Source organism: Aphanothece stagnina RSMan2012 (genome assembly GCF_046764815.1).
Taxonomy (GTDB): domain Bacteria; phylum Cyanobacteriota; class Cyanobacteriia; order PCC-6307; family Cyanobiaceae; genus NIES-981.
This window is the reverse complement of record NZ_JBKOUC010000003.1, coordinates 108040-133001: the sequence shown is the minus strand read 5'-3', so window position 1 is coordinate 133001 and position 24962 is coordinate 108040. Positions and strand designations below refer to the sequence as shown.

Sequence of the window (24962 nt, the reverse complement as noted above, 5' to 3'; positions counted from 1 at the left end):
ATCTGGTTGACGGCACTGGGGCTGCTCGCGCTGCTGCCCCTGCTTCGGAGGATCACCAGACAGCTGAGGTTGCCCAAACTCCCCATCCAGTTGATGGGGGCAACCATCCTGACCTGGCTGCTCCTGGCCATTCTGCCGCGGGAGCTGCTGGCGAGCAGTCAGCTGAGGCCGCTGAATGCCATCGACGAGCTGCTGATCAGTTTTGTCTGCATCCGGCTGTCGCTATGGACCTTGCTGCAGCTCCCCGCAGCTTTTGGCTGGAGAAAGCAGCCCCCCGATCTGGTCATCCAGCTGCTGATGCTGGCTGGGGGGATGCTGGTCACCATTGTGGTGCTGAAGGAAGAGGCGCAATTTGACCTCGTCGGTCTCGTCACCACCTCGGCGGTGCTGACCGCTGTGCTGGGCCTGGCGGCCCAGGAGCCTCTGAAGGATCTGTTTGCGGGGCTGGAGCTTCAGTTCAACGAAATCTTCAAGGTCGGCGACTTCATTGACCTCGGCGATGAGACCAATGGAATTGTCATTTCGATGAACTGGCGGGACACCTGTCTGAGGGACATCTCAGGGGCACTGGTGGTCATTCCCAATGCCAAGGTCACCGAGGTGGTGCTGAGGAATTACGGCACCTTCGGCTGCATGGGCAACCGGTTCAGTGTCGGCCTCGACTACGCCCTGCCGCCATCCCAGGCCCATGCCCTGTTGCTCGGGGTGCTGAACCAGCATCCCTCGGTGCTGGCCGACCCGCCCCCAAGTGTGCGGGTCAAATCCTTTGATGACAGTGCGATCAGCTATGAGCTGCTGGCCTTCCAGCCGCCGGGCAACCTCGCAGCCCTGCTCGACCTCCGCAGTGACCTGCTCGAACAGATCTGGTACGCCCTGGAACGCAACGGCTCCAGCGTCCCCTATCCGGTGCGCGAGCTGCGACCCAAACGGGCGTCCCTGGATCAGCGGCACCCCACCCGGCTGAGCTGGGAGGAACGTCGGAAGCTGCTGAGCCGAAATCCTCTCTTCGGTGGGCTGAACGAGGACGAGCAGAGCACCCTGGCTGCCGAAGCCCATTGCCTTCGCTTTGCCAGCCACGAAACCATCGTGCGGGAGGGTGATCCGGGGGAATCGCTGTATCAGGTTGTGCAGGGCAGCGTGGAAGTCCTCAAGGAAACCGGCTCACCCCCTGCCGTGCGGGTGGCTCAGCTCGATCCCGGTGACATCTTCGGTGAGATGTCCCTGCTCACAGACAGCGCCAGAAGCGCGACGGTGCGCGCCATTGATGAATGCCTGCTGCTGGAGGTGCAGCAACGGCACCTGCGCCCCATCCTCCAGGAGAATCCGCAGCTCATGGATGAGCTGGCCCGCTTGGTGACCAACCGTCAGGGCCAGTTGAAGGGTCTGGAGCAGGAGATGGTGAAGGTCCAACAGAACCAACTCCTGTCACGGATGCAGCAACTCTTCTCCTCGGTTCTGGGGTCGTGACCGAACGGTTGCCGACCCCGCGGGCACGCGCCAGGCGGTTGGCGAGCGGACCCTGGGTCAGGCGACTGAGCGAAAAATCAGACACGCCGTGAACAGCTTCATCCCGTCGTGGCGACTCCACGACCCAGAAATCCGGCTGCACGAACGCCCGCAGAAGGGCCCAGACGGCCGGTGGTCGCAGCTCAGGCACGAGCCTCAGGGACGCGGCTCTCAGCCAGCGAGACCACGGTTGCCAAGACCAAGACTGAGGATGACGAGAGTCCAGATCAATTTGAAGAGAATGTGCAAGGCCTGATCCACCGAGATCCTGAACAGGTGCCGACACTTGGCGTAGTCAATCAGGATGTGGACAAGCCACTCGGCGACTCCCACAAGCGGGATCCCGGTGATCCAGGCCACAAAGAAACCATGAATGGCCGCATGGGACACAAGCCACCATGGCCAACCGAGAACCACATCCCGGCCAGGGCATTTCTCGGTGGCCATCCGATCACTCTGAAGCCCGAAATCGGCCACGAAGTGACCCATGCAAAGCATCAGGAATAAATTCAGACCATTCTGAAAGTCGGGCATCAGATCGATGGTGGCGCTGCCACCTCAGCCACCCTTCAGAACACTCGGGCTCAGGTCTTGCGACGAGAAGCTGCCAGAAGGACTCCCAGGGAGCCCCGCCGGAGGTCTCTCACACCGGACATACGCCATGCCAGGGTCTAGGGCTCTTGTGATGGCATGGTACGTGCCAAGTGAAAACTGCGCAGCCATGCCAGCGCGGCGGGCGGCTGGGTCAGTGTCACTGGGCGCAGAACCAGACCTGCAGGCTGAGGCGCTCAACGGGCTGGGGCAGTTCCCGCGGGTCAAAGGGTGGAACCTGCTCGTCAGCGGCCATGGCCCGCAGGGGGGTTGGTCGCATGCCACCCTCCACCTGAACCTGCAGCGGGACGACCCTGTCCCGTCCAAGCACGGCAGCCAGTTCGCGGCCCTGGTCCAGCGCATCCTTGTAGGCCTCCCTGAGCAATCTCCGGCGAATGGCCTCATCCCCGGAGCTCTCAGCCTCAGGCTGGACCGGCGAGAGCCGCACCCCCGGCAAGCCACCCACCTGCCGCACCAGGGCCTGCAGCTGCGGCATGGCCAGCATGCCGCTCACCTGAAGGCTCGCCACCGTGACCTCGGGCTGGCGGCCCCGCCGCCCCCGTTGCCATGTGCTGGGTGAGCCCACCTCCAGCTTCTGAACATCGAGGGCTTTGAGGCGGGTACGCACCGCGGCCAGGCGCCGCTGCAGCTCCTCCAGAGCTGGATCGGCCGCGGCACCCTCCGCCTCCAGGCCCAGGGAGAAGCGGAAGCGGCTGGCCGTGCGCCTGACCTCCGCGTTCCCCCGGGCATCCACCACGGTGCCGCTGCACTGGAGCTGGACCTGGGCGCCGGCGGCCATGGGCAGCCAGAGGATGAGCGATGGAAGCAGCAGGGGGAGACAACGGCGCATGGGAGCGGGAGGGGTGAATCCCCCCAGCCTGGGCGAGCCGGGCGCGATCAGCCAGCCCGCGCCCGGATCAGAAGAATCCGCGGAACAGGTTGAAGGGGCTGCCGCCCCCACCCCCGGGAGGGTCGGACTCCCCGGAGTCGGCCCCTCCCTCCCCTGGGGATGACGGCAGCCCCTCCACCAGCGGCTGGATGACCATCGCCTGACGGTCGAGATGCACCTGCCAGGCGGGATTCACCCCGGGCGCGTCCAGAAGCAGGGGGGCGCCGAAGGCACTGAAGTGCAGGACACCGGCCTGCATCTGCTGCATGACGGCCGCGGAGACGGTGCAGCTGGTGCGATCCGGAGCCATCAGCACACCCTGGCGCACCAGGGAGGCCCCATCCTCGCTCGCCAGGCTGAAGGCACCGAGCATCGGGCTCTCGCTCCAGGAGCGCTCACTGGACGTCCAGATCACCACATCCCCCTCCTGACGGCCAGGCCCCGTCACCAGGGCCTGGTACCCGAGGACGGTGGGGATCGGCTGCCAGCTCAGGCGCCAGGCTTCTCCGGCTGGGCTGGTCCGCAGCTGGACGGCCGGCAGAAAGTCATGGTTCCGGTCCACCGCGAAGGCGATCTCAGGGGCGTAGTTGCTGGTCACCCGGTGGGAACCGACCAGCGAACCCTGCGTGGGGATCGCCGGGGAGGAAGCGCCATGGGGCCAGTGGCCCACCACGCCGGTACGGGATCGTCCGGACTCGGCGTTCGTCGGCAGACTGCCGCTGCGGGCCAGAGCCCGGGCGATGGCCTGCTGGTCGGGCACCAGCCTGGCGAAGTCGAGCACCTCCGGCTCCAGGCTGGGCTTCCCCTCGGCGCAGCCCCGGAACACCAGCAGGCGGCCCTGGGGCAGCGTCGCGTCCTTCGACCCGGGGGCTCCAGGCGATGGCCCGGTCGACGCGGTGGGGGTGAGCAGGGACAGCGACGCACCCAGGCCGAGGCCGGCCGGGATGCTGTGATCAGCCTGGGGATTGGCCGGTGGAGAGCCGTCGGCCCGCAGGGTGAGCTGCAGGCTGCGGGCCGCCGAGGGTTCACCGCCCATCAGCAGGCGCATCATCGCGGCCCCCGAGAGCCCGCCCCCCGCGGCCGCTGCGCCCAGGCCCGAGAGGGTCCAGGCCTGGATCTCATAGCGGGCGGGAGCGGCCCCCGCCGCGGAGGCCCCGATGGTGCCAACGAGGACCCCGGCCGCCAGGGAAGCGCAGGAGCCACGAAGCAGACGAACCATCACGAGCCGCCGACAGGGCACCGAGGCTAGGTCCGCAAGGGCGAGGATCAGGCCAGGGCCGCGCGCAATGTCTGGCGGGCCTCGGCCAGCGCAGTCTCGAGGGCTCCCCCGTCGCGGCCTCCGGCCTGGGCGAGGTTGGGCCGGCCGCCGCCGCCGCCGCCGCAGGCCTTGGCCACTCCCCCGATGAACGGGCCCGCCTTCAGGCCGGCGGCGATCACCGCCTGGCCGAAGGCCGCCACCAGGATCACCTTGCCCCGATCGGCCGGGTCCGGCAGGCCGCCCAGCACCACGGCGGCGCCATCGCCGAGCTGGTCCGCCAGCCCCTGGGCTGCCGTCTGCAGACCGGCGCCCTCCACCCCGTCGAGACGGGCCACCAGCAGCTGGAACGGCTGACCGCCGGGGGCCGCGCCGAGGGCCTCCGCCCCACCGACCAGGGCTGCGGAGCGGGCCAGGGCCAGCTCCTGGCGGACCGCCGCCAGGGCCTTCTGGCTGGCCTTGAGCTCCTCCTGCAACCCCACCACCCGCTCGACGATCTCGGCGGGCTGGGCCTTGAAGCGCTCGCCGAGCTGCTTCACCACCGCATCGCGCTCGTTGAGGTAGCCGAGCACCGCGGGACCGGCCACCGCCTCGATGCGACGGATGCCGGCGGCCACGCCGCTCTCGGCCACGATCTTGAACACCCCGATCTCGGCGGTGTTGGTCACATGGGTGCCGCCGCAGAGCTCCATCGACACGCCCGGCACATCCACCACCCGCACCACATCGGCGTACTTCTCGCCGAACATCGCCACGGCACCGGCGGCCCTGGCCTGCTCGATCGCCATCTCCTCCACCACCAGAGGGTGGGCCTCGCTGATCCAGCCATTGATCAGGGCCTCGATCCGCTGGAGCTCCTCCGGCGTCACCGCGCGGGGGCAGTGGAAGTCGAAGCGGAGGCGATCGAAATCCACCAGCGAGCCGGCCTGGCCGATGCCCGGGTCCACCACCTGCTTGAGGGCCGCCTGCAGCAGGTGGGTGGCGGTGTGGTTCGCCTGGGCGCGGCGGCGGCAGGCGGCATCCACCCGGGCCGTCACCAGATCCCCCACGGCCAGCATGCCCCGCTCGACCCGACCGCTGTGCACGAACACGCTGCGGTTGCGGCTCACCGCCTCGATGCTCACGATCACCCCGGCATCCACCGCCGTCTGGTCGCCGCCGCCGAGCAGCACGCCCCGGTCGCCCACCTGGCCACCGCCTTCGCCGTAGAAGGGCGTGCTGTCCAGCACCACCTGCACCGCATCGCCGGCCCCGGCGCGCTCCGCCGGCTCACCGTTCACCACCAGGGCCAGCACGCAGCTGGGGTGCTCCAGGGCCTCATAGCCCCGGAAAGTGGTGGCCTCCAGGGACCCGGCCACCTGATCGATGGCACCCTGCACGGTGAGGTCGATGCTCACGGCCGCGGCCTTGGCCCGCTGGCGCTGGGCCTCCATGGCGGCCTCAAAGCCCTCCAGATCCACCGTGAGGCCGTGTTCCTCGGCGATCTCCTGGGTGAGTTCGAGGGGGAAACCGTAGGTGTCGTAGAGCTCGAAGGCCTGGGCGCCACTGATCTGCTTCGGGCTGGTGGCCAGCACCTCGGCCAGCAGCTTCTCGCCCCGCTCCAGGGTTTCGAGGAAGCGGCCCTCCTCCCGCTCCAGCTCGGCCAGGATCACGGCGCGGCGCTCGTCGAGCTGGGGATAGGCCTGGCGCATCAGGGCGATCGAGGCCTCCCCCATCGCCTTCAGGAAGGGCCTGTCGATGCCCAGCAGCCGGCCGTGGCGCACCACACGGCGCAGCAGCCGCCGCAGGATGTAGCCGCGGCCGAGGTTGCTGGCCGTCACGCCGTCGCCGATCAGCTGGGTGATGGCGCGGCTGTGGTCACCGATCACCTTGAGCGACGTTTGCCCCTTCTCGTCCAGCAGGCGATAGTCCACCCCCGCCAGAGCGGCCGCCGTTTCGATCAAGGGATAGATCAGATCGGTTTCGTAGTTGTTGGCCACGCCCTGCAGGATCTGGGCCATGCGCTCGAGGCCCATGCCCGTGTCGATGTTGCGGTTCGCCAGCGGCGTGAGGGTGCCCTCCGCGTCGCGGTTGTACTGCATGAACACCAGGTTGTAGAACTCGATGAACCGGCTGTCGTCCTCCAGATCGATGCCGTCATCCCCCAGTTCGGGCTTGAAGTCGTAGTAGATCTCCGAGCAGGGGCCGCAGGGGCCGGTGGGGCCGGAGGCCCAGAAGTTGTCGGCCTCGTCCATGCGGATGATCCGCTTCGGGTTCACCCCCACCCGATCCCGCCAAATCGCCTCGGCTTCGTCGTCCTCCCGGAAGACGCTCACCACCAGGTTCTGTGGCGAGAGGCCGTACACCTCGGTGCTCAGCTCCCAGGCCCACTGGATCGCCTGCTCCTTGAAGTAGTCGCCGAAGGAGAAGTTCCCCAGCATCTCGAAGAAGGTGTGGTGACGCGCCGTGCGTCCCACGTTCTCGATGTCGTTGGTGCGGATGCACTTCTGGCTGCTGGTGGCCCGCGGCGCCGGCCGCTCCGCCTGGCCGAGGAACACCGGCTTGAAGGGCAGCATGCCGGCGATGGTGAGCAGCACCGTGGGGTCGTCGGGCACCAGCGAGGCGCTCGGCATGGGCCGGTGACCCCGCTGTTGATAGAAGTCGAGGAACGCCGCCCGGATGTCGGCACCGGAACGCGGATGGGAGCGCTCGCGATGGGACGTGCGCGCGGTCGTGGCGGCCATGGTCAACCAGTTCAGCCCTCAGCAGGGCATGATCGCCCAGCACCGGGTCGGTGCAGGCTCCGGACCTCCCCCCGCTCCCCGCACCTGCCGCCCTCTCCCCGTCGCCCCTCCTTGAGCGCGCCGTCTGCCCCGAAGCCCACCGTGCCGGCTCCCGGCTACCGGGCCCAGCTGCGCTTGCGGTCGATCGCCTGGGCCCTCGGGGCCGGGGTCGCCGCGCTGCTGCTGGGCCTTCCCCTGGGGCTGGAGCCGGCCCTGCGGGCCGGAGGCTGTGGGGTGCTGTACGGACTGCTGGCCTTCCACCTCCAGCGGGTCGATCCTGACGACAACCACCTGCAGGCCGGACTGGTGGGAGCCGTGTGCGGGATCCACAGCCTGGGGCTTCCGCCCCTGGCCCCCTGGCCCGGGGATCAGCCCCTGGCGTCGGGCCTGCTGGCGGTTGCGCCGGCTGTGATGATGGGGCTCGGGCGGGCCTGGCTGCCGCTGATCGGCGCAGCCGTGCTGCTGCACGGAGGGCAGCACCTGGCAAGGCGTTTTCCGCCGCTGAACCGGTCCTAGAGGCCACCGCTCCATCCCCCGTCGCGGTCCTGTCCGCCCCATGAGCCTGCTGCACGCCACCTGGCTGTTTCCCCCGGAGGGTGCCGGTGGGCGGCTGTTTCTCTGGGCGGACACCTGGCGCGTGGCCACGCCGACCGTGCCCGGCCACGAGGCTCCGGAGCATCCCCTGGCCCTGGACGAGGACACCCTGGCCCAGTGGCTCGACGACAACGACCTCTGGTCCGAGGCACTGCGACCGGCGCGGGCCACCCTCACCCTGCCGAGCCGTCGCCAGGCCGCGCGGGGGCGCAAGTCCGGGCCTGCCCCCTGGAGCGGCCTGCCCCTGCAGGCCGGTGAACCGATTCCCAAGCAGCTGGAGTGGTGGCCCTGGCAGGTCTCGGGCTGGGCCCTCGATCCCGCCGGAGCCGCCGAATGGCTCAGCCTCCTCCCCCTGGCGGGCGACCATCCCGAAATGGCCGATGAGCTGCGCTGGTGGACCCACCTGCAGCGCTGGGCCCTCAGCCTGATCGCACGGGGACGCTGGCTCCCGCAGATCGAGGACGGCAAGGCCCGCTGGCTCCCCCTGCTCAACCGTGAGGACGACCGCCGCCGGCTGGAAGAGCTCGCCATCGGCCTCCCCCAGGTGGCCACCTGTGCCCTGGCCGCCGGGCCCATGGGCGATCCGGCCCTGGCCTGCCGCCGTCCCGGCAGTGGCCGCCTGCGGGTGGCCAGCCTGCTGGAAGCCCTGCTCGACGGGCAGCTGCGGGTCGACTTCAAACCGGACAACGACGCCCTCGACCCGCTGCTCACCGCCTGGCAGAAGGCGCTGGGCAAGGGCGATGGGACCCTGAACCTCGATGAGGAGGAGCTGGAACGCCTCACCATCGCCACCCACCACTGGCGGGAAGGGGTGGCCGGGAAGGTCGCTCCGGCGCGGGCCTGCCTGGAGCTGTTCACGCCAGCGGAGGGCGAAGATCTGTGGGAGATGAAGCTCAGCCTGCAGGCCGAGGCCGATCCCAGCCTGAAGGTCCCGGCCGCGGTCGCCTGGGCCAGCGGCGATCGGGGGCTCCAGCTCGGAGAGGTGGCCGTCGCCCAGCCCAGCGAACTGCTGCTCGAGGGCCTGGGCCGGGCCATCACCGTGTTCGAACCGATCGCCCGGGGGCTCGATTCCGCCACGCCGGAGGGGATGCAACTCACCCCCGCCGAAGCCTTTGTGCTCGTGCGCACGGCGGCCAGCCAGCTGCGGGACGTGGGCGTGGGCGTGATCCTGCCCGCCAGCCTCTCCGGCGGACTGGCCAGCCGCCTCGGCCTGGCCATCACGGCGGAACTGCCGGCCCGTTCGCGGGGATTCACCCTCGGCGAGAGCCTCGAGTGGACCTGGGAATTCATGATCGGCGGGGTCACCCTGAGCCTGCGCGACCTGGAGCGGCTCGAGGCCAAGCGCAGCCCCCTGGTCCAGCACAAGGGGGCATGGATCGAGCTCCGGCCCAACGATCTGCGCAACGCCGAACGCTTCTGCGCCGCCAAGCTCGGCCTGAGTCTCGATGACGCCCTGCGGCTCACGGCCACCGCCGGGGACACGTTCCACCGCCTTCCGGTCCATGCCTTCACGGGCGGTCCGCGGCTGCAGGCCGTGCTGGAGCAGTACCACCAGCAGAAGGCCCCGGATCCCCTGCCGGCCCCGCCGGGCTTCGCGGGCCAGCTCAGGCCCTACCAGGAACGGGGCCTGGGCTGGCTGGCCTTCCTGCACCGCTTCGACCAGGGTGCCTGCCTGGCCGACGACATGGGCCTGGGCAAGACGATCCAGTTGCTGGCCTTCCTCCAGCATCTCAAGGCCGAAGAGGAACTCAAGCGACCGGTGTTGCTGGTGGCCCCCACCTCGGTGCTCACCAACTGGAAACGGGAGGCGGCGGCCTTCACGCCGGAGCTGACGGTGAGGGAGCACTACGGCCCCCGCCGACCCACCACCGAAGCCGCCCTGACCAAGGCCCTCAAGGGCGTCGATCTGGTGCTCACCAGCTACGGACTGCTGCAGCGCGACAGCGAACTGCTCGAGAGCATCGACTGGCAGGGGGTGGTGATCGACGAGGCCCAGGCGATCAAGAACCCCAACGCCAAACAGTCCATGGCCGCACGCGACCTGGCCAGGCCAGCGCAGGTCGGCCGCGACAGCCGGTTCCGGATCGCGCTCACCGGCACGCCGGTGGAGAACCGGGTCAGCGAACTGTGGGCCCTGATGGACTTCCTCAATCCCAAGGTGCTGGGTGATGAAACCTTCTTCCACCAGCGCTACCGGCTGCCGATCGAGCGCTATGGGGACATGGCGTCCCTGCGCGACCTGAAGGCCCGGGTGGGCCCCTTCCTGCTGCGCCGTCTGAAGACCGACCGGTCGATCATCTCCGACCTGCCCGAGAAGGTGGAGCTGAGTGAATGGGTGGGTCTGGCCCCTGAACAGAGGAAGCTCTACACCCGCACGGTGGACGAGAGCCTCGAGGCCATCGCCCGGGCCCCGCTGGGCCAGAAGCACGGCCAGGTGCTGGCGCTGCTCACCAAGCTCAAGCAGATCTGCAACCATCCGGCTCTGGCACTCCGGGAAAGTGCCGACGTGGCCCTCAGCGACGCTGCCGCCAGTGGCTTCACCGCCCGCAGCGCGAAGGTGCAGCGGCTCGAGGAGATCCTCGAAGAGGTGATCGAGGCGGGCGACAGGGCCCTGCTGTTCACCCAGTTCGCCGAATGGGGTCTGCTGCTCCAGGCCCACCTGGCGCGCAAGTGGCGCCAGGAAGTCCCGTTCCTGTACGGCAGCACGAGCAAGACCGAGCGCCAGGCGATGGTCGACCGGTTTCAGGAGGACCCCCGGGGCCCCCAGCTGTTTCTGCTGTCGCTCAAGGCCGGCGGTGTGGGCCTCAACCTCACCCGGGCCAGCCATGTGTTCCACATCGACCGCTGGTGGAACCCTGCGGTGGAGAACCAGGCGACCGACCGGGCCTACCGGATCGGACAGCAGAACCGGGTGCTGGTGCACAAGTTCATCACCAGCGGCTCGGTGGAGGAGAAGATCGACCGGATGATCCGGGAGAAGTCCCGGCTGGCCGAGGAGATCGTGGGCTCCGGCGAAGACTGGCTCGGGGGTCTGGACGTGGGCCAGCTCAAGGACCTCGTCAGCCTCGAGGACTGACCCATGGCACTGAGTGACCGGCGACCGGACCCCGCCGGGCCGACGTGACCCTTGATCTCTACTGCGAGCGGCTGGGGCCCGGGCTGCTGGCCGAGCCGATGAATGCCCTCAGCAACGGCGCGTTCCTGCTGGCGGCCTGCTGGATCCGGGCCTCGGCCCGGCGGCTGATGGGGGGCATGGGCCGGCAACTCGGCACCCTGGTGGTGCTCGTGGTGGCGATCGGGGTGGGCAGCACGCTGTTCCACACCCTGGCCACGCCCTGGGCCCTGCTGGCGGACGTCATCCCGATTCTCCTGTTCCAGCTCACCTTTCTCTGGATCTACCTGCGGCAGCGCGCGAAACTCCCGCCCGGCCCGGCCCTGGGGCTGACCGCCGGGTTCCTGATCGCCACCCTCGCCAGCCGCGGCGCCGGCGAGGTGCTCAACGGCTCGCTGGCCTACGGGCCCACGCTGCTGGTGCTGCTGGCGATCGGCTGGCACGACCGACGGCGACGGGGCAGCCCCTGGCTGCTGATGGCGGCGGGCACCTTCGGCCTGTCCCTGGTGCTGCGCACCATCGATCAGTGGGTGTGTCCCTGGCAACCGGTCGGCACCCACCTGTTCTGGCACCTGCTCAATGCGGTGGTGCTGGCGCTGGCCGCCAGAAGTCTCATGCCCGGGCGGCCAGCTCCGCGAGCACGGCATGGACATGGCTGACCGACATCGCCCCCTGACCGACCGCCGAGGCCACCCGTTTGGTGGAACCGGATTGCACGTCACCCACGGCGAAGATGCCGGGCTGGCTCGTCTCGAGCATCATCGGCTGGCGGTGGGAGTCGGTCCAGGAGCCATCCCGGACCACATCCAGACCCGTGCGGATGAAGCCCTTGTCGTCCATGGACAGCCCGTGGTCCAGCCATGCGGTGTTGGGCTTGGCACCGATCATCAGAAAGACGTGACGAATCGGCAGGGTTTCCCGTTCTGCGGTCTGCAGGTTCTGCCAGGTCACCTCCTCCAGGTGGCCATCGCCATCCAGGCCAACGATTTCCGTGAAGGGATGGAGGGTGATGCGATCGGAGGAAAGAATGCGCTCGATCAGATAATTCGACATGGTGTCAACCAGGCTCTCACGCCGAATCAACAGGTGAACATGCCGGGCATGGGAGGAGAGGAAAACGGTCGCCTGCCCCGCCGAATTACCTCCACCCACAACAATGGCGTCCTGATGGCGGCACAGCTCCCCTTCCATCGCCGTTGCCGCGTAGTAGATACCACGGTTGTCATAATCACGTCCATTGGGAACATCCAGGGTGCGGTAAGTGGCCCCGGTGGCAATCACCACGGTCTTGGCGCGCAAGGTCTGCTGCCGGGCCTCACCGCGACGCAAGGTCAGCGCGAACGGACTGCGGCTGCAGTCCAGGCCTGTGACCTCGATCGGCAGGGCGATGGTCGCACCGAACTTCATCGCCTGGACCTGGGCTCGGCCAGCCAGGGCCTGGCCTGAGATCCCCGTGGGGAAGCCGAGATAGTTTTCGATCTTTGAGCTGGTGCTGGCCTGCCCGCCCGGAGCTTCCCCCTCGAGAAGAATGGTGCGCAAGCCTTCAGAGGCCGCGTAGACCGCAGCGGAGAGACCGGCAGGACCACCTCCAACGATGGCCACTTCATAGACATGACCACAATCGAAATCCTCCACCAGGCCAAGCGCCAGGGCCAGCTCATGGTTGGAGGGTCTGTAGAGGATCTCCTCATTGAGGTGGATGACCACCGCAGGCATCTGGGCTTCCTGCAGGCCATAGCGATCCACGACCGAGGCATAGTCTGAACAGGAAGGATCCATCAGACTGATGGGGTAGCCATTGCGGCGCAGGAAGCGCTCGATCCGTACACCGTCACCACTTTTCTCCCGATCCACCAGGGTGACGCCCCCCTGTTCATGGGAGATGAAGGCCGTGCGGCGGAGAATGAAGGCTCGCGTGATGATCTCCCCCACATCCGGCTCCGCCGTGATCATGCGCCGGAAATCCTGGGGATGAACGCGGATCACCTCGCCAGGCTCCTCACCCATGCGGCCGGAGACCAGGATCTTGCGATGGTTGAAGAGGTCCAGCTCACCTGTGAAGTTCCGCTCCCTGTGAACGGTGATCACATTGGGCCCCGTGTGCCGATGCTCGTAGATCTCAATGCAGCCCTTGAGCACAATGAAGAAGTCCACACTGTGCTGTCCCCGTTCAAACAGAACGGTGCCCGGAGGCAGGCTCTCCTGAGTGCCGAAGCGCCTGCATCGCGCGATCTGCTCATCACTCAGGCAGGGGAAGATCTGATGCTCGCGGGCGTACGGATCGGTCGGATCAAGCGGATTGGCGAGCTCAGAAGGGTTGGCCTGCATTGGGTGTCGGGATCAGGACGGTGGCGGTTCGCCACGACCCAGGCAACCTAGCTGCGGTGACTCAGAAGCGATACTGCACGCGCCCGTAGAAACCCTGGCCAAGAGCCCAGTCCGACCAGGGGCCACGGTTGTCCTGGGTGGCGAACTGGTCAACCCAGCCCACTTCGACCAGCCAGGCGCTGGCAGCCTGCCAGCGCACCAGCAGTCCACCGGATCCGACCGTGTCGCTGATCGTGTCGGCGGGCAGCGTGGTGTAGACCCCCCCGGCGCCGATGAACGGCACCAGCTGCAGGGCATGGTGCGGGTTCTGCCAGAAGGTCCAGCCAAGCTCGAGGGTTCCCAGCCAGCCGCTGTCGCCGCTGACGAACTGGGCCGGCAGGCCCCGCAGTCCCACATCGGAGCCCAGCGTGAAGCGCATCGGATCGGTGAGCGGTTGAAAGGCCACCTGGCCACCGGCACTGGCACTCAGCTGCCACCCCGGGGCCAGGGCCCAGCTGGCTGCCACCAGGGCTCCCCAGGCCGTGGCCTGTCCGGGGCGGATGTCGATCTCGGCCAGCTCGCGCCGCTGATCGGCCGGGGTCGCGGGACTGATCCCCTGGAGCAGGTAGGTGGTGCCACTCCAGCCGAAGCGACGGCCGAAGCCGCTGCCGTTGAGGCCAAGCCGGAGATAGCCGTTCCTGGGCTCCCTCAGGGTCTCGGGGACCTCCTGGGGCAAGGGGTCACCATCGAGAAGACTCTCCCCCCGTGAGGCGGTGTAGCCCAGGGTGAAGCTCCACCGCTGGCTGAGGGATTCATGGAAGACCCATTCCAGTTGGCCCAGCCCCTGGTACTGATCCGTGGAGAACTCATCGAGGGGATCCTCCAGCTCGACCAGATTTCTGCGGCTGTATCCAAAGGCCCCGGTGACGTTGAACTGCTCTCCCAGAGGCAGGGTGTAGCTGAGGGAGCCAATGGCCGAGCCGAATTCAGGCTCGTCAGTGGTGTTGACCTCACCATTCAGGAGGAGGATGTCGCCATCCTTGAACAGCGAAGGTTTCAACAGGGTGCCCAGGAGACGGGCCTCCCCTGACCCGTTCGAACCGTCGTTGCGCAGGCTGAACTCGCCCTGAAGAGGCTGCCGGGCCCGCTCGACCGTGACGGCCAGAGTGCCCTGGGAAGGATCGGACCCGAGCCTGGAGAGACTGGCGCGCACGCCCCCGACAACGGGCAGCTGCTGCAGCAGCTGCAGTTCACGCTCGATCCTGGGAACCCGGAGCACCTCGCCCCGCAGGGGCGCCAGCAGACGTTGGACACGGCGCTGCAGCCAGGGGTCCTCCGACACGACGCGTACCTCCACCAGACGGCCTTCGACGATCTCGAGTTCGCCGCCATCGGCGGTCGAACGCACATAGACCCGGGTGTTGATGTAGCCGTCCAGCACCAAACGAGCCGTGAGGGCTGCGGCACAGGCCTGGACGCGCTCGCCTGGATCGGCGACCTGGCGACAAGGCTTAAGGATGGCCTCGATCGCGCTTGATGGGTAAGGGCTCGTGCCCTCCAGACGAGGGGCTGGGAACAACGGCGGAGCACCGGGCTCAGCTGAGCCGGGGGTCTCGGCCGGCGGAGCCTCCGTCGGGGCGGCGGCCGGAAGCTCGATCGGCACGGCGGGCGAAACCTCCCTGGGCAGCGGCTGTCGTTCCTGGGCGGGGAGGCGGACAGGTCCCTGCTGCAGAGGCGGGGCAACCAGTTGGGCGAGCAGCAGGTTCAGCATGCAGTGGTCATCCGCCCCGGGGACCACCCGGCAGAAGCATGGGGGATGCAGCTGTGAACACTAGTGGGGTGCTGATTTCTGAACGGAAGGCCTGTGCCACATCACATGCCTCACCAACAGCTGCAGGCTTCAAGGTGCGGCCTATCCTTCCTGGATCACGAAGGAGCATCGTCCCGTGCCAGTTCTGGCCGATCCTTACCCTTCGGACCACAGATCGGCCGGACCCGACAGGGTCCTGTGGGGGATGCGCACCGTCCTGGGCTTGGGCAGCGCCGGAGCGATCGCCCTGCTTCTCAACGCCCCGGGAGGCCAGGCCGGAGAGATTCGAGCCACAACCGGCTCCCGAAGCCTGGGTAGCGCGGTGAATGGTGTCCGCGGTGGCAGTTGCAGCTCGGGTCTGTGTGCCGTCAGCGGAGGAACATCATCAGGCCGAAACCTGTTTCACCGGTTCTCGAGTTTTGATGCCAGGGGCAAGATCAAGGGCGTGTCGATCGACACCTCCAATCATCAGAATGTTCTGATGGGAGTGATCAGTGGACGCGGCAGTTTCATCGACGTGCCGGTGATCCTCGACAAGCCCGCAGGGCTCTACATCCTCTCGCCTGGTGGCATTCAGGTGGGTGCCAAGGGGGGATTCCGCAATGTGGAGCGGCTCACCCTTGGCACCGCCACAGGGATCAAGGTGGGGCAGAACTACTTCGAGGCCCTCTCCACTACCGCGGCAGAGGCCTCCAGGCTCAACGGATCGATTCAGGCGTCCTGGGGATCCCTGCGGAGCGATGCCATGGAACTGGCCCGACTGGGCCTGGAGCGCAACGGGGACCTCACGCTCTCGGGGGGCCTGCTCACGATCAAAGAGGAGCTGCTGCTGGACGCCCAGGGGGGCCATCTCCTGGTTGAGCAGGCCAGCCTGGCTGTCCCCGGCGGGAAGGCCGGGATTCGCGGGGAGAGGGTGATCCTGAACGACGCCCTGATCGATGTCTCCACGGACCGTGGGCGTGGCGGCCAGGCCAGAATCACCGGGGGGGATGTGGCCTTGAGATCCAGCCAGGTCGAGGCCAGTGGCGCCACCGGGGGCGGGGAGATCCTGGTGGGCGGCGATCAGCAAGGTGCCAACCCGGCAGTGCCCAATGCCCGCACGCTGTGGCTGGATGGTGCCAGCCAGCTTCGCGCCGACGCGCTGCGTCAAGGCGACGGCGGCAAGGTGATCACCTTCTCCAACGACGTGACACTCGTGGAGGGCCATCTCTCGGCACGCGGAGGCCCGGCTGGAGGCGATGGGGGGTTCATCGAAACGTCCGGGGGAAGACTGCAGGTCACGCAGACGCCGGATGCATCAGCGCCTGCGGGTCAGCCGGGCAGCTGGCTGATCGATCCCGTGGACATCACCATTGCACAGGACGTGCCCGCAGATGGTGGATTGATCAATGCAATTGAAAGCCCCAGCGAGATCGGAGTCGTCTATTCCCCTGACGACGGCGATACATCCTCATTCATCGACGTCAGCCTCATCAACACGGCCCTCACAAATGGAATCCATGTATTTATTAACAACATTGAGACCTTTGTAGATATTCCAGGCGATCTGGGAGACATTACGATTGCCGCTCCGATTGTGCGATCCCCAGGAAGCAGCCCTGAGATAGACAGCACTGGGACACTCCTGGACCTCAGGGCAACGAACAACATCAATATCGACGTACCAGGCACAGCAATTAGAAATAGTTCAGGAGGGCAGTTGGTTGTCCAAATGAGACCTCAGGGCTCTTCGCAGCCTCCTGCAAGTGTCAATTGGATCTCCGGTGATGTCGAACTGGGAGCTGGTGGCAATTGGAACATCGAGGGCGTCTTGAACATCCGAGGCCCCGCGGCCAAACAGCTGAGATCAGGCAGCTTGTTGGTTGCCACCGATGGTCTGGCACTGCCATTGCAGATCAGCCCCGGAGCAACGCTGGCCATCGGCAATGGTGCCCAGGTCACGGCAGGAGAATTCATCAGCAGTGGCACCCTCAGCCTGGGTGGTCAGGATGCCGGCCTCACGCTGAATCCTCCCGATGGACTTGGCTTTGTCGAGAACCAGGGAATCCTGAGGGGGGAAGGGTCAATCACGTTGCTTGGGTCGCAGAATCCCGGTCAGACAAGTTTTTTGAATTCAGGTCTGATCGAGCCATTAGGACAGATTGACATCAATGCCGATCTGTTCACCAATACAGGCACGATCGATCTTCCCGGAATTGGAAATGCCCTCACCATCATTTCGTCACGAAACGACCTGAGCGCGGCCAATACAACGACCGGCACCATAAGAGGCAGTGGTCTCGTTTCATTGCTTTCCAACGGAAATGCGCCCCAGACTGTCTTCAACAATGCAGGACGCATCGAGCCCATCGGCGAACTGTCCATTGCAACCGATAGGTTGACCCTCGCCGACACGAGCAACCTCATTGTTGACGTGGGTGTGCCGTCAAGTCGCCTCGTCGTCCCCAATGGAATCGCTGAGTTGGGCGGAAGTCTGACGGTGACCTCCAGCGTTGCCTATGGCGCAAGCGAGCGCTTCCAGATCCTCGTAGCGCAGGCCTTTGATCCGCAGTTCTCCAGTTTCCTCAACACCACCCTGCCCGCGGGCTTCATCGATTTAGGAGAGCAGCCCTTCAACTCGGTGGCGTACACCGTCGAGGCTCCAACCATCATTACTCCACCCACTCCAACCCCCACTCCCACTCCCACTCCAACGCCAACCCCCACGCCAACCCCCACTCCCACGCCAACTCCAACCCCCACTCCCACGCCAACTCCAACCCCCACTCCCACGCCAACTCCAACCCCCACTCCCACGCCAACTCCAACCCCCACTCCCACTCCAACTCCAACCCCCACTCCCACTCCAACGCCAACCCCCACTCCCACTCCAACGCCAACCCCCACGCCAACCCCAACGCCAACCCCAACGCCGACACCAAAGGCCGAGGATTCCGTTCTATTTCAAAAGATATTCTTTCCGTCCACTGCCATCACAACGAACCAGCAACAAGATACACAGAATGGCAACGGAACACCGGCGGTGTTGGACAACATCACCAATCCCATCTTTACCCTCTTCCAGGAGGCCGACAACGGCGAAACCGGTGAAGGGCTTCCCGCGGAATTGCTGATCGAAACCATGACTCCCGAGCAGGCCCTGAAGGCCATCCAGATCGGCGACAACACAAGGACCCAGGACACCCAGAACACCGTGAATGAGGTGGAACCTCCCCCCGGGGCACCGGATGCCATTGATACCAAGACCTTGCAGGAAGCTCTGCGCCAGGCGACACGGGCGATTCGTGGGGGGCAGCAACCGTGAGCTGGTTGAGACGTCAGGACAAGAACAAGGGCCACGAAGCCAGGCGGCGGGATAGAAGTCACCGAAGATCTGTGGTGGTCTCCAGCTTGGCCCTCATTGCACTCGTGCAGCCATGGCCTGCCGGCGCCAGGGAGCTTCAGCCTTCCGAAGGAGCGGAGACAGGCTTCAGGGCATCCGACTACAACCCAGCCATCCTGTCGCTCAGCTTCAGTGCCCCAGCCAACGAGCCTGGAGGTCAACAGCAAGGTGGCGAGCCAACATCCGAGGAGAAGAGTCAGGATGCATTTCTTGATCTCGTTCTGGTCACACAGACAGGAGAGCCCTTCGGCAGGAGAGTGGCCGTTCGGAAGGGTGAACTACAAGAAGATCTTAAACTATTCTACCGTCAGTTAGCACGTCAGGAAGACCTGAACGCAGAGGATCCCGCCTCACCGACAAGGCGTCTCTTTAGCGTGATGCTGGGGCCTCTGGCCGAAGAATTAGAGCGTCAAAAGATAACGACACTGGTGATCGCGGCGGAAAGGGGCCTACAGGCCGTTCCTTTCGCCGCGCTTCACGATGGCAAACAATATATGGGGGAAAGATTTGCTTTCTCCATCACACCATCACTGCAGCTTACATCTCTGGCGCCACCAAGTCAGAAGAGGGGAAGGATGATGGCAGCCGGGGCGTCCAAGTTCACGGATCTGGCGCCTCTTCCCTTGGTCACGCAGGAGCTGAATGGTCTTGAAAATCGAGGAGGCGTTGAACGCTTCCTCAACCAGGAGTTCACGCCCAAACTGCTCTTAGATCAAGCTGTTCAAGACAAGTACCAATATGTGCATGTAGCCACCCATGCCGAGTTCCTGCCAGGTGGACCAGACAAAGCCAGGATTTACGCTGGTACAGGGAGCATCTCTCTCAACAGCTTCGCCGATTTACGGCAACGCCGAAAAGACGATCCCATTGAACTTTTCGCACTGAGTGCCTGCAGAACAGCCCTGGGTGACCAGGACAGTGAACTTGGCTTTGCCGGGCTGGCCCTTCAAGCTGGTGCACGCAGTGCCATTGGATCCCTGTGGTACGTCGATGATGTTGCAACGTCAGCCTTCTTCCTTCAGTTTTATCGCTATCTGAACGCTGGATTACCGAAAGCAGAAGCGATGCAAGCCACGAGAAAGGCACTTATTGAGGGCACACTACACAGGGATGCCGACAAGATTTTTGCCGCAGATGGTAGCGTGCTACTGACGGATTTAACTACAGAGCAGCAGCAAAGGGTTGCCAAAGGGCTAGAGCATCCATTCTTTTGGAGTGGCATTGAACTCCTTGGCGTACCTTGGTAAGGGCTTAACAGCAGTTCATGAATCACAAACCATCGAAAGAAGATATTGGTTGCGACCGTCCTTGAACTGATAGTCAACCTGATCAACGGATGATTTGACTAAGAACAACCCCAGCCCACCAATCTGTCTCGTCTCAATGGGTGAATCAGCAATTGAGGCTGGAATGGATTCAAGGTGAGGATCAAAGGCTGGGCAGGAATCTTCAATGGAGATGGTCAACATCTCAAGAGGTGGCGAAGCAGTGCTCGCCCCACGTCTGAAGGAAATCCGGATGACTGGGCAAAGGGAATCGTCATCGGGATGCGATCCCCCCCCAACGCCTGAGGCGGAACGCATGATGTTGGAAAGAAGCTCCTCAACAGCCAACATCAGCTTGTAGACGCGAGAGGAGTCGGTGATTGCTGCCTCAGCATGAAGTCGAGCAAAGGCCATCAGCTGGTCCCAGCTGTCCATAGTGGCAGGGAGCTCTAGGGACGGCTGGGAAGAGGAAGGGCCCAGATCGTTGTTCATGGAGTTCAGTCGAGCTCCGAATCTGTGTCAACCATCAGCACAGCACTACCCAGGCCAGTACGTTCAATGACCTCTTTGATCTCATCACTGCCTCCGATGAAGATCAAGCGCGATGTATGCGGCATTTTCTGCTTGGCGAAGACAAGCGCACGAAGACCTGCACTGCTCATGAAGGTGAGCTGCATGGCATGGATACGCAGCTCGGCAAGCTCCGCAAGACCAATCTTTGTCAAGGCATCCAGGAGCTCTGGCGCGGACTTTGAGTCAACCTCACCTTCAAGATGAAGGGATACATGGGTAACCTGGGGATCGACATTGATAGAGAGGGGCATGATCAGGAATCAGAGTGAAAAGACGACGACCGAACGCTCACCGACGAGTAATCCCTGAGACTGCAAAGGTGGTTGGTCAGGGAAGGTCGGACCCGCGGGATCTGCCGTATTAAAGCAGATCCGCCAAGATTTCCCTGAGGCAATCTGCGGGAGTTCGAACCAACTGGCGTAGTGGGCCATGTTGGCAATCACATAGACGGTGTCAGCTCCTGAGGGTTCAGTCGAATTCCGGGGTACGTCGGAACTGAACATCCAAGCAATCTGGCAAGAGCCATCTGACCAATCGGGAGACCAGGGGAGGGTGCCGTGAAAGCTGGATGATGGCACCCCGTCGAGAGTCATGGAACTGGCAAAAGAATTGACGCGCAATGAGGGATGGGCGTGACGGAACGCAATCAAGGAGGAGACATAGTCGTGCAATGCACTGTTGGACTGCAGAAGAGACCAGTCAATCCAGGACAGGGGAGAATCGATACAGTAGGCATTGTTGTTGCCCTGCTGGGAACGACCGAACTCATCACCCATGACGAACATCGGCACCCCCCTCGAGGTCAGCAGCAGGGCAAACGCATTCATCATCTGCCGGGTGCGTAAGGCAAGGATGGAGGGGTTATCGGTCCAACCCTCTGCGCCACAGTTCCAGCTGTGGTTATCATTGCCGCCATCTTGATTTCCTTCTCCATTGGCAAAGTTGTGCTTGTCATTGAAGGAAACAAGATCGGCCAGGGTGAAGCCGTCATGGCAAGTCACAAAATTGATGGAAGTTGCCGGTGCACGCCCACTCGCTAGGTACAAATCCGGAGAACCCTGAATTCGCTGTGCAAAGTCACCAACCATGCCGTGGTCACCCTTCAGAAAGCGTCGAACACAGTCTCGGTACTTTCCGTTCCACTCAGCCCAGCGGCCAAAAGCGGGAAAGGTGCCCACCTGGTAAAGCCCACCAGCATCCCAAGCTTCGGCTATCAGCTTGCAGGAAGAGAGAATCGGATCAAACGCCAGTGACTCGAGAAGGGGAGGATTGGCAAGCGGGGCTCCCCAAGGGTCACGACCAAGAATCGAGGCAAGATCGAAACGGAAGCCATCGATATGATACTCGGATGCCCAATAGCGCAGGCAATCCAGAACCAGGGCACGAACAATTGGATTGTTGCAATTAAGCGTATTGCCTGTTCCGCTGAAGTTAAAGTAATAGCCCTCAGGAGTGAGCATATAATAGATCTTATTATCTAGCCCCTTAAAGCAGAGCGTAGGGCCTTGTTCATTACCTTCGGCAGTATGATTAAATACAACATCCAAGATGACCTCAATCCCAGCTGCATGCAGCTGCTTCACACACTGCTTAAACTCATCGACCTGCATCCCATACATGCCAGTAGCAGCGAAGGCGGCCTTGGGAGCAAAGAAGCCTAAGGTGCTGTAGCCCCAGTAGTTGAATAGTTGCTCTCCCGAGTCGGGATGAACTCGGGAGTTCTCAAACTCATCGAACTCGAAGACGGGCATCAGCTCAATTGCATTGATACCCAAACTCTTCAAATAAGGAATCTTTTCGACAAGCCCTGCATAGGTCCCGGGATGCTCAACACTAGAAGATGATGACTTGGTAAAGCCACGGACGTGGGCTTCATAAATCACGAGATCTTGGTGTGGAAGCTCCAAAGGGCGATCGCCTTCCCAGTCAAAGTCATCGAAAGAGACTCTCGCTCGATAAGGATAGATCTCATTCCCCCAGTCGGGCTGTTTGCCCCAGACATCTCTTCCTGAGATGAGACGGGCATAGGGATCCATCAGGATTTTGGTTCGATCAAACCTGTCACCATTGGCAGGATTGAAAGGACCATCAACTCTGAAGCCGTATTCCAGATCTTCGTAGTCTAAGTCAAATACAACGATGCAGAATACATCCCCAATTCGGTATTCCGGCGGAAATTCAATCTCGGCAAATGGCGCTGGCTCTCCCCTTCTAAACAAAACGAGTGTGCAAGCAATTCCAGCACTCGTATACAGGGAAAAGTTAAGGCCATTTGGAACATGCGAAACGCCAAAAGGCAAAGGCTTACCAGGTCTGACCTTGTAACCCGAAATCTGGTCTGTTGGGAGAAGATCAATACGATCTAGCATATACTTAAACCTATTGAGGTGGAAGATCAGACAAGGAGCTAAAGACAGTAAAGTATTGGAAAAAACCCGTGACTTTCATCGTATCGGCAATTTCCTGGCGCAAGCCAACAAGTGCCAAGGAAACGCCTAGCTCCTGAGTCTGACGGTGAAGCGTGAGGAGAGTTCTCAATCCGGCACTGGACATGAAGGGAACTTCAGCAAGATCCAGCACAACTGGATTGCCTCCCTTAACATGCTCATCAAGAAAGTCTCGAAGTTCATTCACAGTCTTTGAGTCAACTGATCCGGCAACACCAATGACTTGCCAGCCATTGGCTGTTGTCTCGCTAAGTTTCAGGCTCATGGCAGCGGCTTGTAAGTTCTCAAGAACAGGGGGTAAGCGTAACTTTTACTTTGATGCGCTGATTAGTGGATGGCAGAGTCACAAACAGCTGGTCCGCATCAAAGTCATGATATGGTTGTCCATCGATCTCACAGGCTGAGATAACGACACTTTTGGGTGGCAGGATGTCAGGTGAGACAAAGAGCCGTCTGTTCAAGTACCCGTTGGGGTGGGGCTTGAAGTAAAGGTCAAGAGGCCGCTTCTCAATCAGTAGATCAATATAGACCGTGGAAAGGAAACAGAGCTCAGTAGAGTGGTAGGCACTCATGGAGTGACTACCTTTGAAGCGCTCTGTACCAAGCAAATAGGGCACCCCATTGGCGAGAACATTGAAATAAACAGCGCCGTCATTTTGATCAAGGAAGAAGGCATTATAAAAGGCTGACGACTCATCGGCATACTTCTTATAGCTTTCTTCCGTGGGTATATGTCCTTGAAGGATAAGATAAGCAAGGATTCCCTGCTCTTGCTGCCACCAAGCCTTACGGTCGTGCCATGCAAAGCGATGAAACTGCTGCCCAGGCTGTTTAACACGCTCTACAACATCGTACCAACCAAACCGCTGCTTATCATAGCCATGCTGAGGCATCAACTCAGCAATCTTGGTGGCCAAGTCCAAATACTCTTGTTTGGGTAACACACCCTGAAAACGCATGAGGTTCCATGCGATTTTCAAGTTGTGGCCAACTACAGCACGGTTTTGCTGCCAACCCCACTCTTGATCCTTGGACCAGTCATCAAAGAACTTCTCCTGGACGAATGGACTAGAATCGTAATCTGGAAAGTGCTCAGTAATCGTATCGAATGTCTCCTCGAGCATGTCGAGGTATTGTTGCTGCTGTGTGGCTAGCCACAGATTGATGAGATAGGCGGGAGCGTGGTCTCCGACTGAATTCCAGTTCTTCTTGGCCTTGTTTCTCCCCAAAGACTCCTCGTGGGGGCTGAGGGTTACAGCATGGACATGTGAGTAATATCCTCCCTTCTCGTTATCACGATAATAGGTATGAAAGAGTTCAACTGTCTTTTCTGCATCCTCCAGGATCCTTGGGTCACCAGTAAGGCGATAGGTTTGGATGGGACCGGCTAAAGCATAGATTTGCTCATAGGCCGGGATACAGTCATAGTCATCTCCAAACTCAGAAACCAAAAGCTTTTGCTCCTGGCCTCCGCTGCCCACCTTCATGCCATGATACCAATAGATCAAACCAGTGTCAGAGTCAACAAACCGCATTTTGTCGCGTAGATACTCAGTACCCTTTTCTGCCGCCTCCAGGAATTCATCCTTGCCGGTCAGCATGTAGGCTGACGCCATGCCATACACCATCCGGGAAATGGTATCCGTCTCTTGCAGATAATCCCCCGTTGCTTTTGCACCGGTAAGATTGATCAGCGTACGATAGTTGGCATAGTCTATCTCTTGGCTAGGATAGTCGAATTGCCACTTGAGATATGACGATGCAATTGAGTCCACCTGGTCAATCCACCAACCTTGGTCGGCATAGCGATATGAATCTCCGTCTGATCCGGCAAAGACGATATAGTTAACTTCAAAGCTGACCTCCCGCTCTGGGAAATATGTTCCATACAGGAAGACGATTCTGCCTTTGGCCAACAGCTGCTCAAGCTGTCCTCCGCAATCGATCCATCCCTCACTGATGTTCTGCGTTTGGCGGGCATAGGTATTGGCGGTGAGCAGGGCCCGATACGGCCTGCCATCGGAGGTGTTCAGATCAATGGTTCGACCCACAGGGTCGTAGGCCATGACATAGCCTGAGATAAGATCTGAGAATGTAAAGTCTAATGAATTCATGGCCGTTGGCTTGCTGAAGGGGAGAGGTTGGACTGGCTGGGCAACGATGGAATGTTCACCATGGGGCTAGGCAGGGTCACCTGGACCCACCACCTTGCTTCGGTCCCGCGATGCTGATGAATGTCAAAAGGAGTTCAAGCTGTAGCTAGCAGCTGAGCTACACAGCGGTCGCAGCTGTCGGAGGCTAGGGAAAGGATCAGCATGGCTTGACCACCATTGTGACCCTTGGTGCTGTTATGCGCTACAGCAGGGGCCACAAGTGGGGCATCCTGACACAAAGGGTAAGAATGAGATCCGGGCTGAAGAGTATGTCTGCGATCCCACTCTTTGGATCACTGTTAGGGACCACACTGGA

At 62.7% G+C, this 24962-nt stretch carries 17 protein-coding genes; 6 read left to right on the top strand and 11 right to left on the bottom strand.

Annotated features, from left to right (window positions below; genetic code table 11):
* The first annotated feature begins 93 nt into the window (after positions 1-93).
* Positions 94-1467: a cyclic nucleotide-binding domain-containing protein gene (locus ACLNEE_RS03395; RefSeq protein WP_412006765.1), complete on the top strand. Its 1374-nt coding sequence runs from the start codon at positions 94-96 to the stop codon at positions 1465-1467.
* A gap of 210 nt (positions 1468-1677) precedes the next feature.
* Here ACLNEE_RS03395 and ACLNEE_RS03390 read toward each other — a convergent pair whose 3' ends face one another.
* The 4 genes from ACLNEE_RS03390 to alaS all read right to left on the bottom strand — a co-directional run bounded on the left by ACLNEE_RS03390 (position 1678) and on the right by alaS (position 6964).
* A complete protein-coding gene (locus ACLNEE_RS03390) occupies positions 1678-2040 on the bottom strand; it encodes a DUF3307 domain-containing protein (RefSeq protein ID WP_412006764.1) in 363 nt (120 codons plus the stop codon).
* A gap of 217 nt (positions 2041-2257) precedes the next feature.
* Positions 2258-2947, bottom strand: coding sequence for an SIMPL domain-containing protein (locus ACLNEE_RS03385; protein WP_411421864.1), 690 nt, complete (start codon positions 2945-2947; stop codon positions 2258-2260).
* A 67-nt stretch (positions 2948-3014) separates the two neighbouring features.
* Complete coding sequence (locus ACLNEE_RS03380) at positions 3015-4205, bottom strand: hypothetical protein (RefSeq protein ID WP_411421863.1); 1191 nt, start codon at positions 4203-4205, stop codon at positions 3015-3017.
* A gap of 47 nt (positions 4206-4252) precedes the next feature.
* Complete coding sequence (alaS, locus tag ACLNEE_RS03375) at positions 4253-6964, bottom strand: alanine--tRNA ligase (protein ID WP_411421862.1); 2712 nt, start codon at positions 6962-6964, stop codon at positions 4253-4255.
* Between the two features lie 111 nt (positions 6965-7075).
* Between alaS and ACLNEE_RS03370 the strand changes: the two genes are divergently transcribed.
* Genes ACLNEE_RS03370 through ACLNEE_RS03360 form a run of 3 tightly spaced genes read left to right on the top strand, consistent with a single transcriptional unit; the run spans position 7076 to position 11368 of the window.
* Complete coding sequence (locus ACLNEE_RS03370; RefSeq protein ID WP_411421861.1) at positions 7076-7519, top strand: hypothetical protein; 444 nt, start codon at positions 7076-7078, stop codon at positions 7517-7519.
* A 40-nt stretch (positions 7520-7559) separates the two neighbouring features.
* Positions 7560-10673 (top strand): DEAD/DEAH box helicase, encoded by a 3114-nt coding sequence (locus ACLNEE_RS03365; protein ID WP_411421860.1) that lies wholly within the window; start codon positions 7560-7562, stop codon positions 10671-10673.
* 44 nt (positions 10674-10717) lie between these two features.
* Positions 10718-11368 (top strand): ceramidase domain-containing protein, encoded by a 651-nt coding sequence (locus tag ACLNEE_RS03360; RefSeq protein ID WP_411421859.1) that lies wholly within the window; start codon positions 10718-10720, stop codon positions 11366-11368.
* Here the strand turns inward: ACLNEE_RS03360 and ACLNEE_RS03355 are convergent.
* Positions 11322-13037 carry an FAD-dependent oxidoreductase gene (locus tag ACLNEE_RS03355; protein WP_411421858.1) on the bottom strand — a complete coding sequence of 572 codons (1716 nt, stop codon included), beginning with the start codon at positions 13035-13037 and terminating at the stop codon, positions 11322-11324. The genes ACLNEE_RS03360 and ACLNEE_RS03355 overlap by 47 nt on opposite strands.
* Positions 13038-13098: 61 nt before the next feature.
* On the bottom strand, positions 13099-14787 hold the full coding sequence (locus tag ACLNEE_RS03350) for a ShlB/FhaC/HecB family hemolysin secretion/activation protein (RefSeq protein WP_412006763.1): 1689 nt from the start codon (positions 14785-14787) through the stop codon (positions 13099-13101).
* A gap of 244 nt (positions 14788-15031) precedes the next feature.
* Here ACLNEE_RS03350 and ACLNEE_RS03345 point away from each other — a divergent pair, with 244 nt between their 5' ends.
* Positions 15032-18130, top strand: a complete 3099-nt coding sequence (locus tag ACLNEE_RS03345; RefSeq protein ID WP_411424111.1) for a hypothetical protein — start codon at positions 15032-15034, stop codon at positions 18128-18130.
* Positions 18131-18216: 86 nt separating this feature from the next.
* Positions 18217-19455 carry a CHAT domain-containing protein gene (locus tag ACLNEE_RS03340; protein ID WP_411424110.1) on the top strand — a complete coding sequence of 413 codons (1239 nt, stop codon included), beginning with the start codon at positions 18217-18219 and terminating at the stop codon, positions 19453-19455.
* Between the two features lie 15 nt (positions 19456-19470).
* On the opposite strand, the gene ACLNEE_RS03335 is transcribed toward ACLNEE_RS03340, so the two are convergent.
* From ACLNEE_RS03335 to ACLNEE_RS03315, 5 genes are read right to left on the bottom strand one after another with little or no spacing between them, the layout of a single operon-like run.
* Positions 19471-19965, bottom strand: coding sequence for an ATP-binding protein (locus ACLNEE_RS03335; RefSeq protein ID WP_411424109.1), 495 nt, complete (start codon positions 19963-19965; stop codon positions 19471-19473).
* 5 nt (positions 19966-19970) lie between these two features.
* Entirely contained in the window at positions 19971-20297 is a 327-nt protein-coding gene (locus ACLNEE_RS03330) for an STAS domain-containing protein (RefSeq protein ID WP_411424108.1), read from the bottom strand.
* Between the two features lie 9 nt (positions 20298-20306).
* Positions 20307-22415, bottom strand: a complete 2109-nt coding sequence (glgX, locus tag ACLNEE_RS03325) for a glycogen debranching protein GlgX (RefSeq protein ID WP_411424107.1) — start codon at positions 22413-22415, stop codon at positions 20307-20309.
* Positions 22416-22425: 10 nt separating this feature from the next.
* A complete protein-coding gene (locus ACLNEE_RS03320; RefSeq protein ID WP_411424106.1) occupies positions 22426-22758 on the bottom strand; it encodes an STAS domain-containing protein in 333 nt (110 codons plus the stop codon).
* A 19-nt stretch (positions 22759-22777) separates the two neighbouring features.
* Positions 22778-24607, bottom strand: a complete 1830-nt coding sequence (locus ACLNEE_RS03315) for an AGE family epimerase/isomerase (protein WP_411424105.1) — start codon at positions 24605-24607, stop codon at positions 22778-22780.
* Between the last annotated feature and the right edge of the window lie 355 nt (positions 24608-24962).

What these genes read in the sequence shown, in the direction of transcription:
- ACLNEE_RS03350 (WP_412006763.1), bottom strand. Translation starts at nt 14,787, where the DNA reads ATGCTGAACCTGCTGCTCGCCCAACTGGTTGCCCCGCCTCTGCAGCAG.
- ACLNEE_RS03385 (WP_411421864.1), bottom strand. Translation starts at nt 2,947, where the DNA reads ATGCGCCGTTGTCTCCCCCTGCTGCTTCCATCGCTCATCCTCTGGCTG.
- ACLNEE_RS03365 (WP_411421860.1), top strand. Translation starts at nt 7,560, where the DNA reads ATGAGCCTGCTGCACGCCACCTGGCTGTTTCCCCCGGAGGGTGCCGGT.
- ACLNEE_RS03315 (WP_411424105.1), bottom strand. Translation starts at nt 24,607, where the DNA reads ATGAATTCATTAGACTTTACATTCTCAGATCTTATCTCAGGCTATGTC.
- ACLNEE_RS03335 (WP_411424109.1), bottom strand. Translation starts at nt 19,965, where the DNA reads ATGAACAACGATCTGGGCCCTTCCTCTTCCCAGCCGTCCCTAGAGCTC.
- glgX (WP_411424107.1), bottom strand. Translation starts at nt 22,415, where the DNA reads ATGCTAGATCGTATTGATCTTCTCCCAACAGACCAGATTTCGGGTTAC.
- ACLNEE_RS03320 (WP_411424106.1), bottom strand. Translation starts at nt 22,758, where the DNA reads ATGAGCCTGAAACTTAGCGAGACAACAGCCAATGGCTGGCAAGTCATT.
- alaS (WP_411421862.1), bottom strand. Translation starts at nt 6,964, where the DNA reads ATGGCCGCCACGACCGCGCGCACGTCCCATCGCGAGCGCTCCCATCCG.
- ACLNEE_RS03395 (WP_412006765.1), top strand. Translation starts at nt 94, where the DNA reads ATGGGGGCAACCATCCTGACCTGGCTGCTCCTGGCCATTCTGCCGCGG.
- ACLNEE_RS03330 (WP_411424108.1), bottom strand. Translation starts at nt 20,297, where the DNA reads ATGCCCCTCTCTATCAATGTCGATCCCCAGGTTACCCATGTATCCCTT.
- ACLNEE_RS03355 (WP_411421858.1), bottom strand. Translation starts at nt 13,037, where the DNA reads ATGCAGGCCAACCCTTCTGAGCTCGCCAATCCGCTTGATCCGACCGAT.
- ACLNEE_RS03345 (WP_411424111.1), top strand. Translation starts at nt 15,032, where the DNA reads ATGCGCACCGTCCTGGGCTTGGGCAGCGCCGGAGCGATCGCCCTGCTT.
- ACLNEE_RS03390 (WP_412006764.1), bottom strand. Translation starts at nt 2,040, where the DNA reads ATGCCCGACTTTCAGAATGGTCTGAATTTATTCCTGATGCTTTGCATG.
- ACLNEE_RS03380 (WP_411421863.1), bottom strand. Translation starts at nt 4,205, where the DNA reads ATGGTTCGTCTGCTTCGTGGCTCCTGCGCTTCCCTGGCGGCCGGGGTC.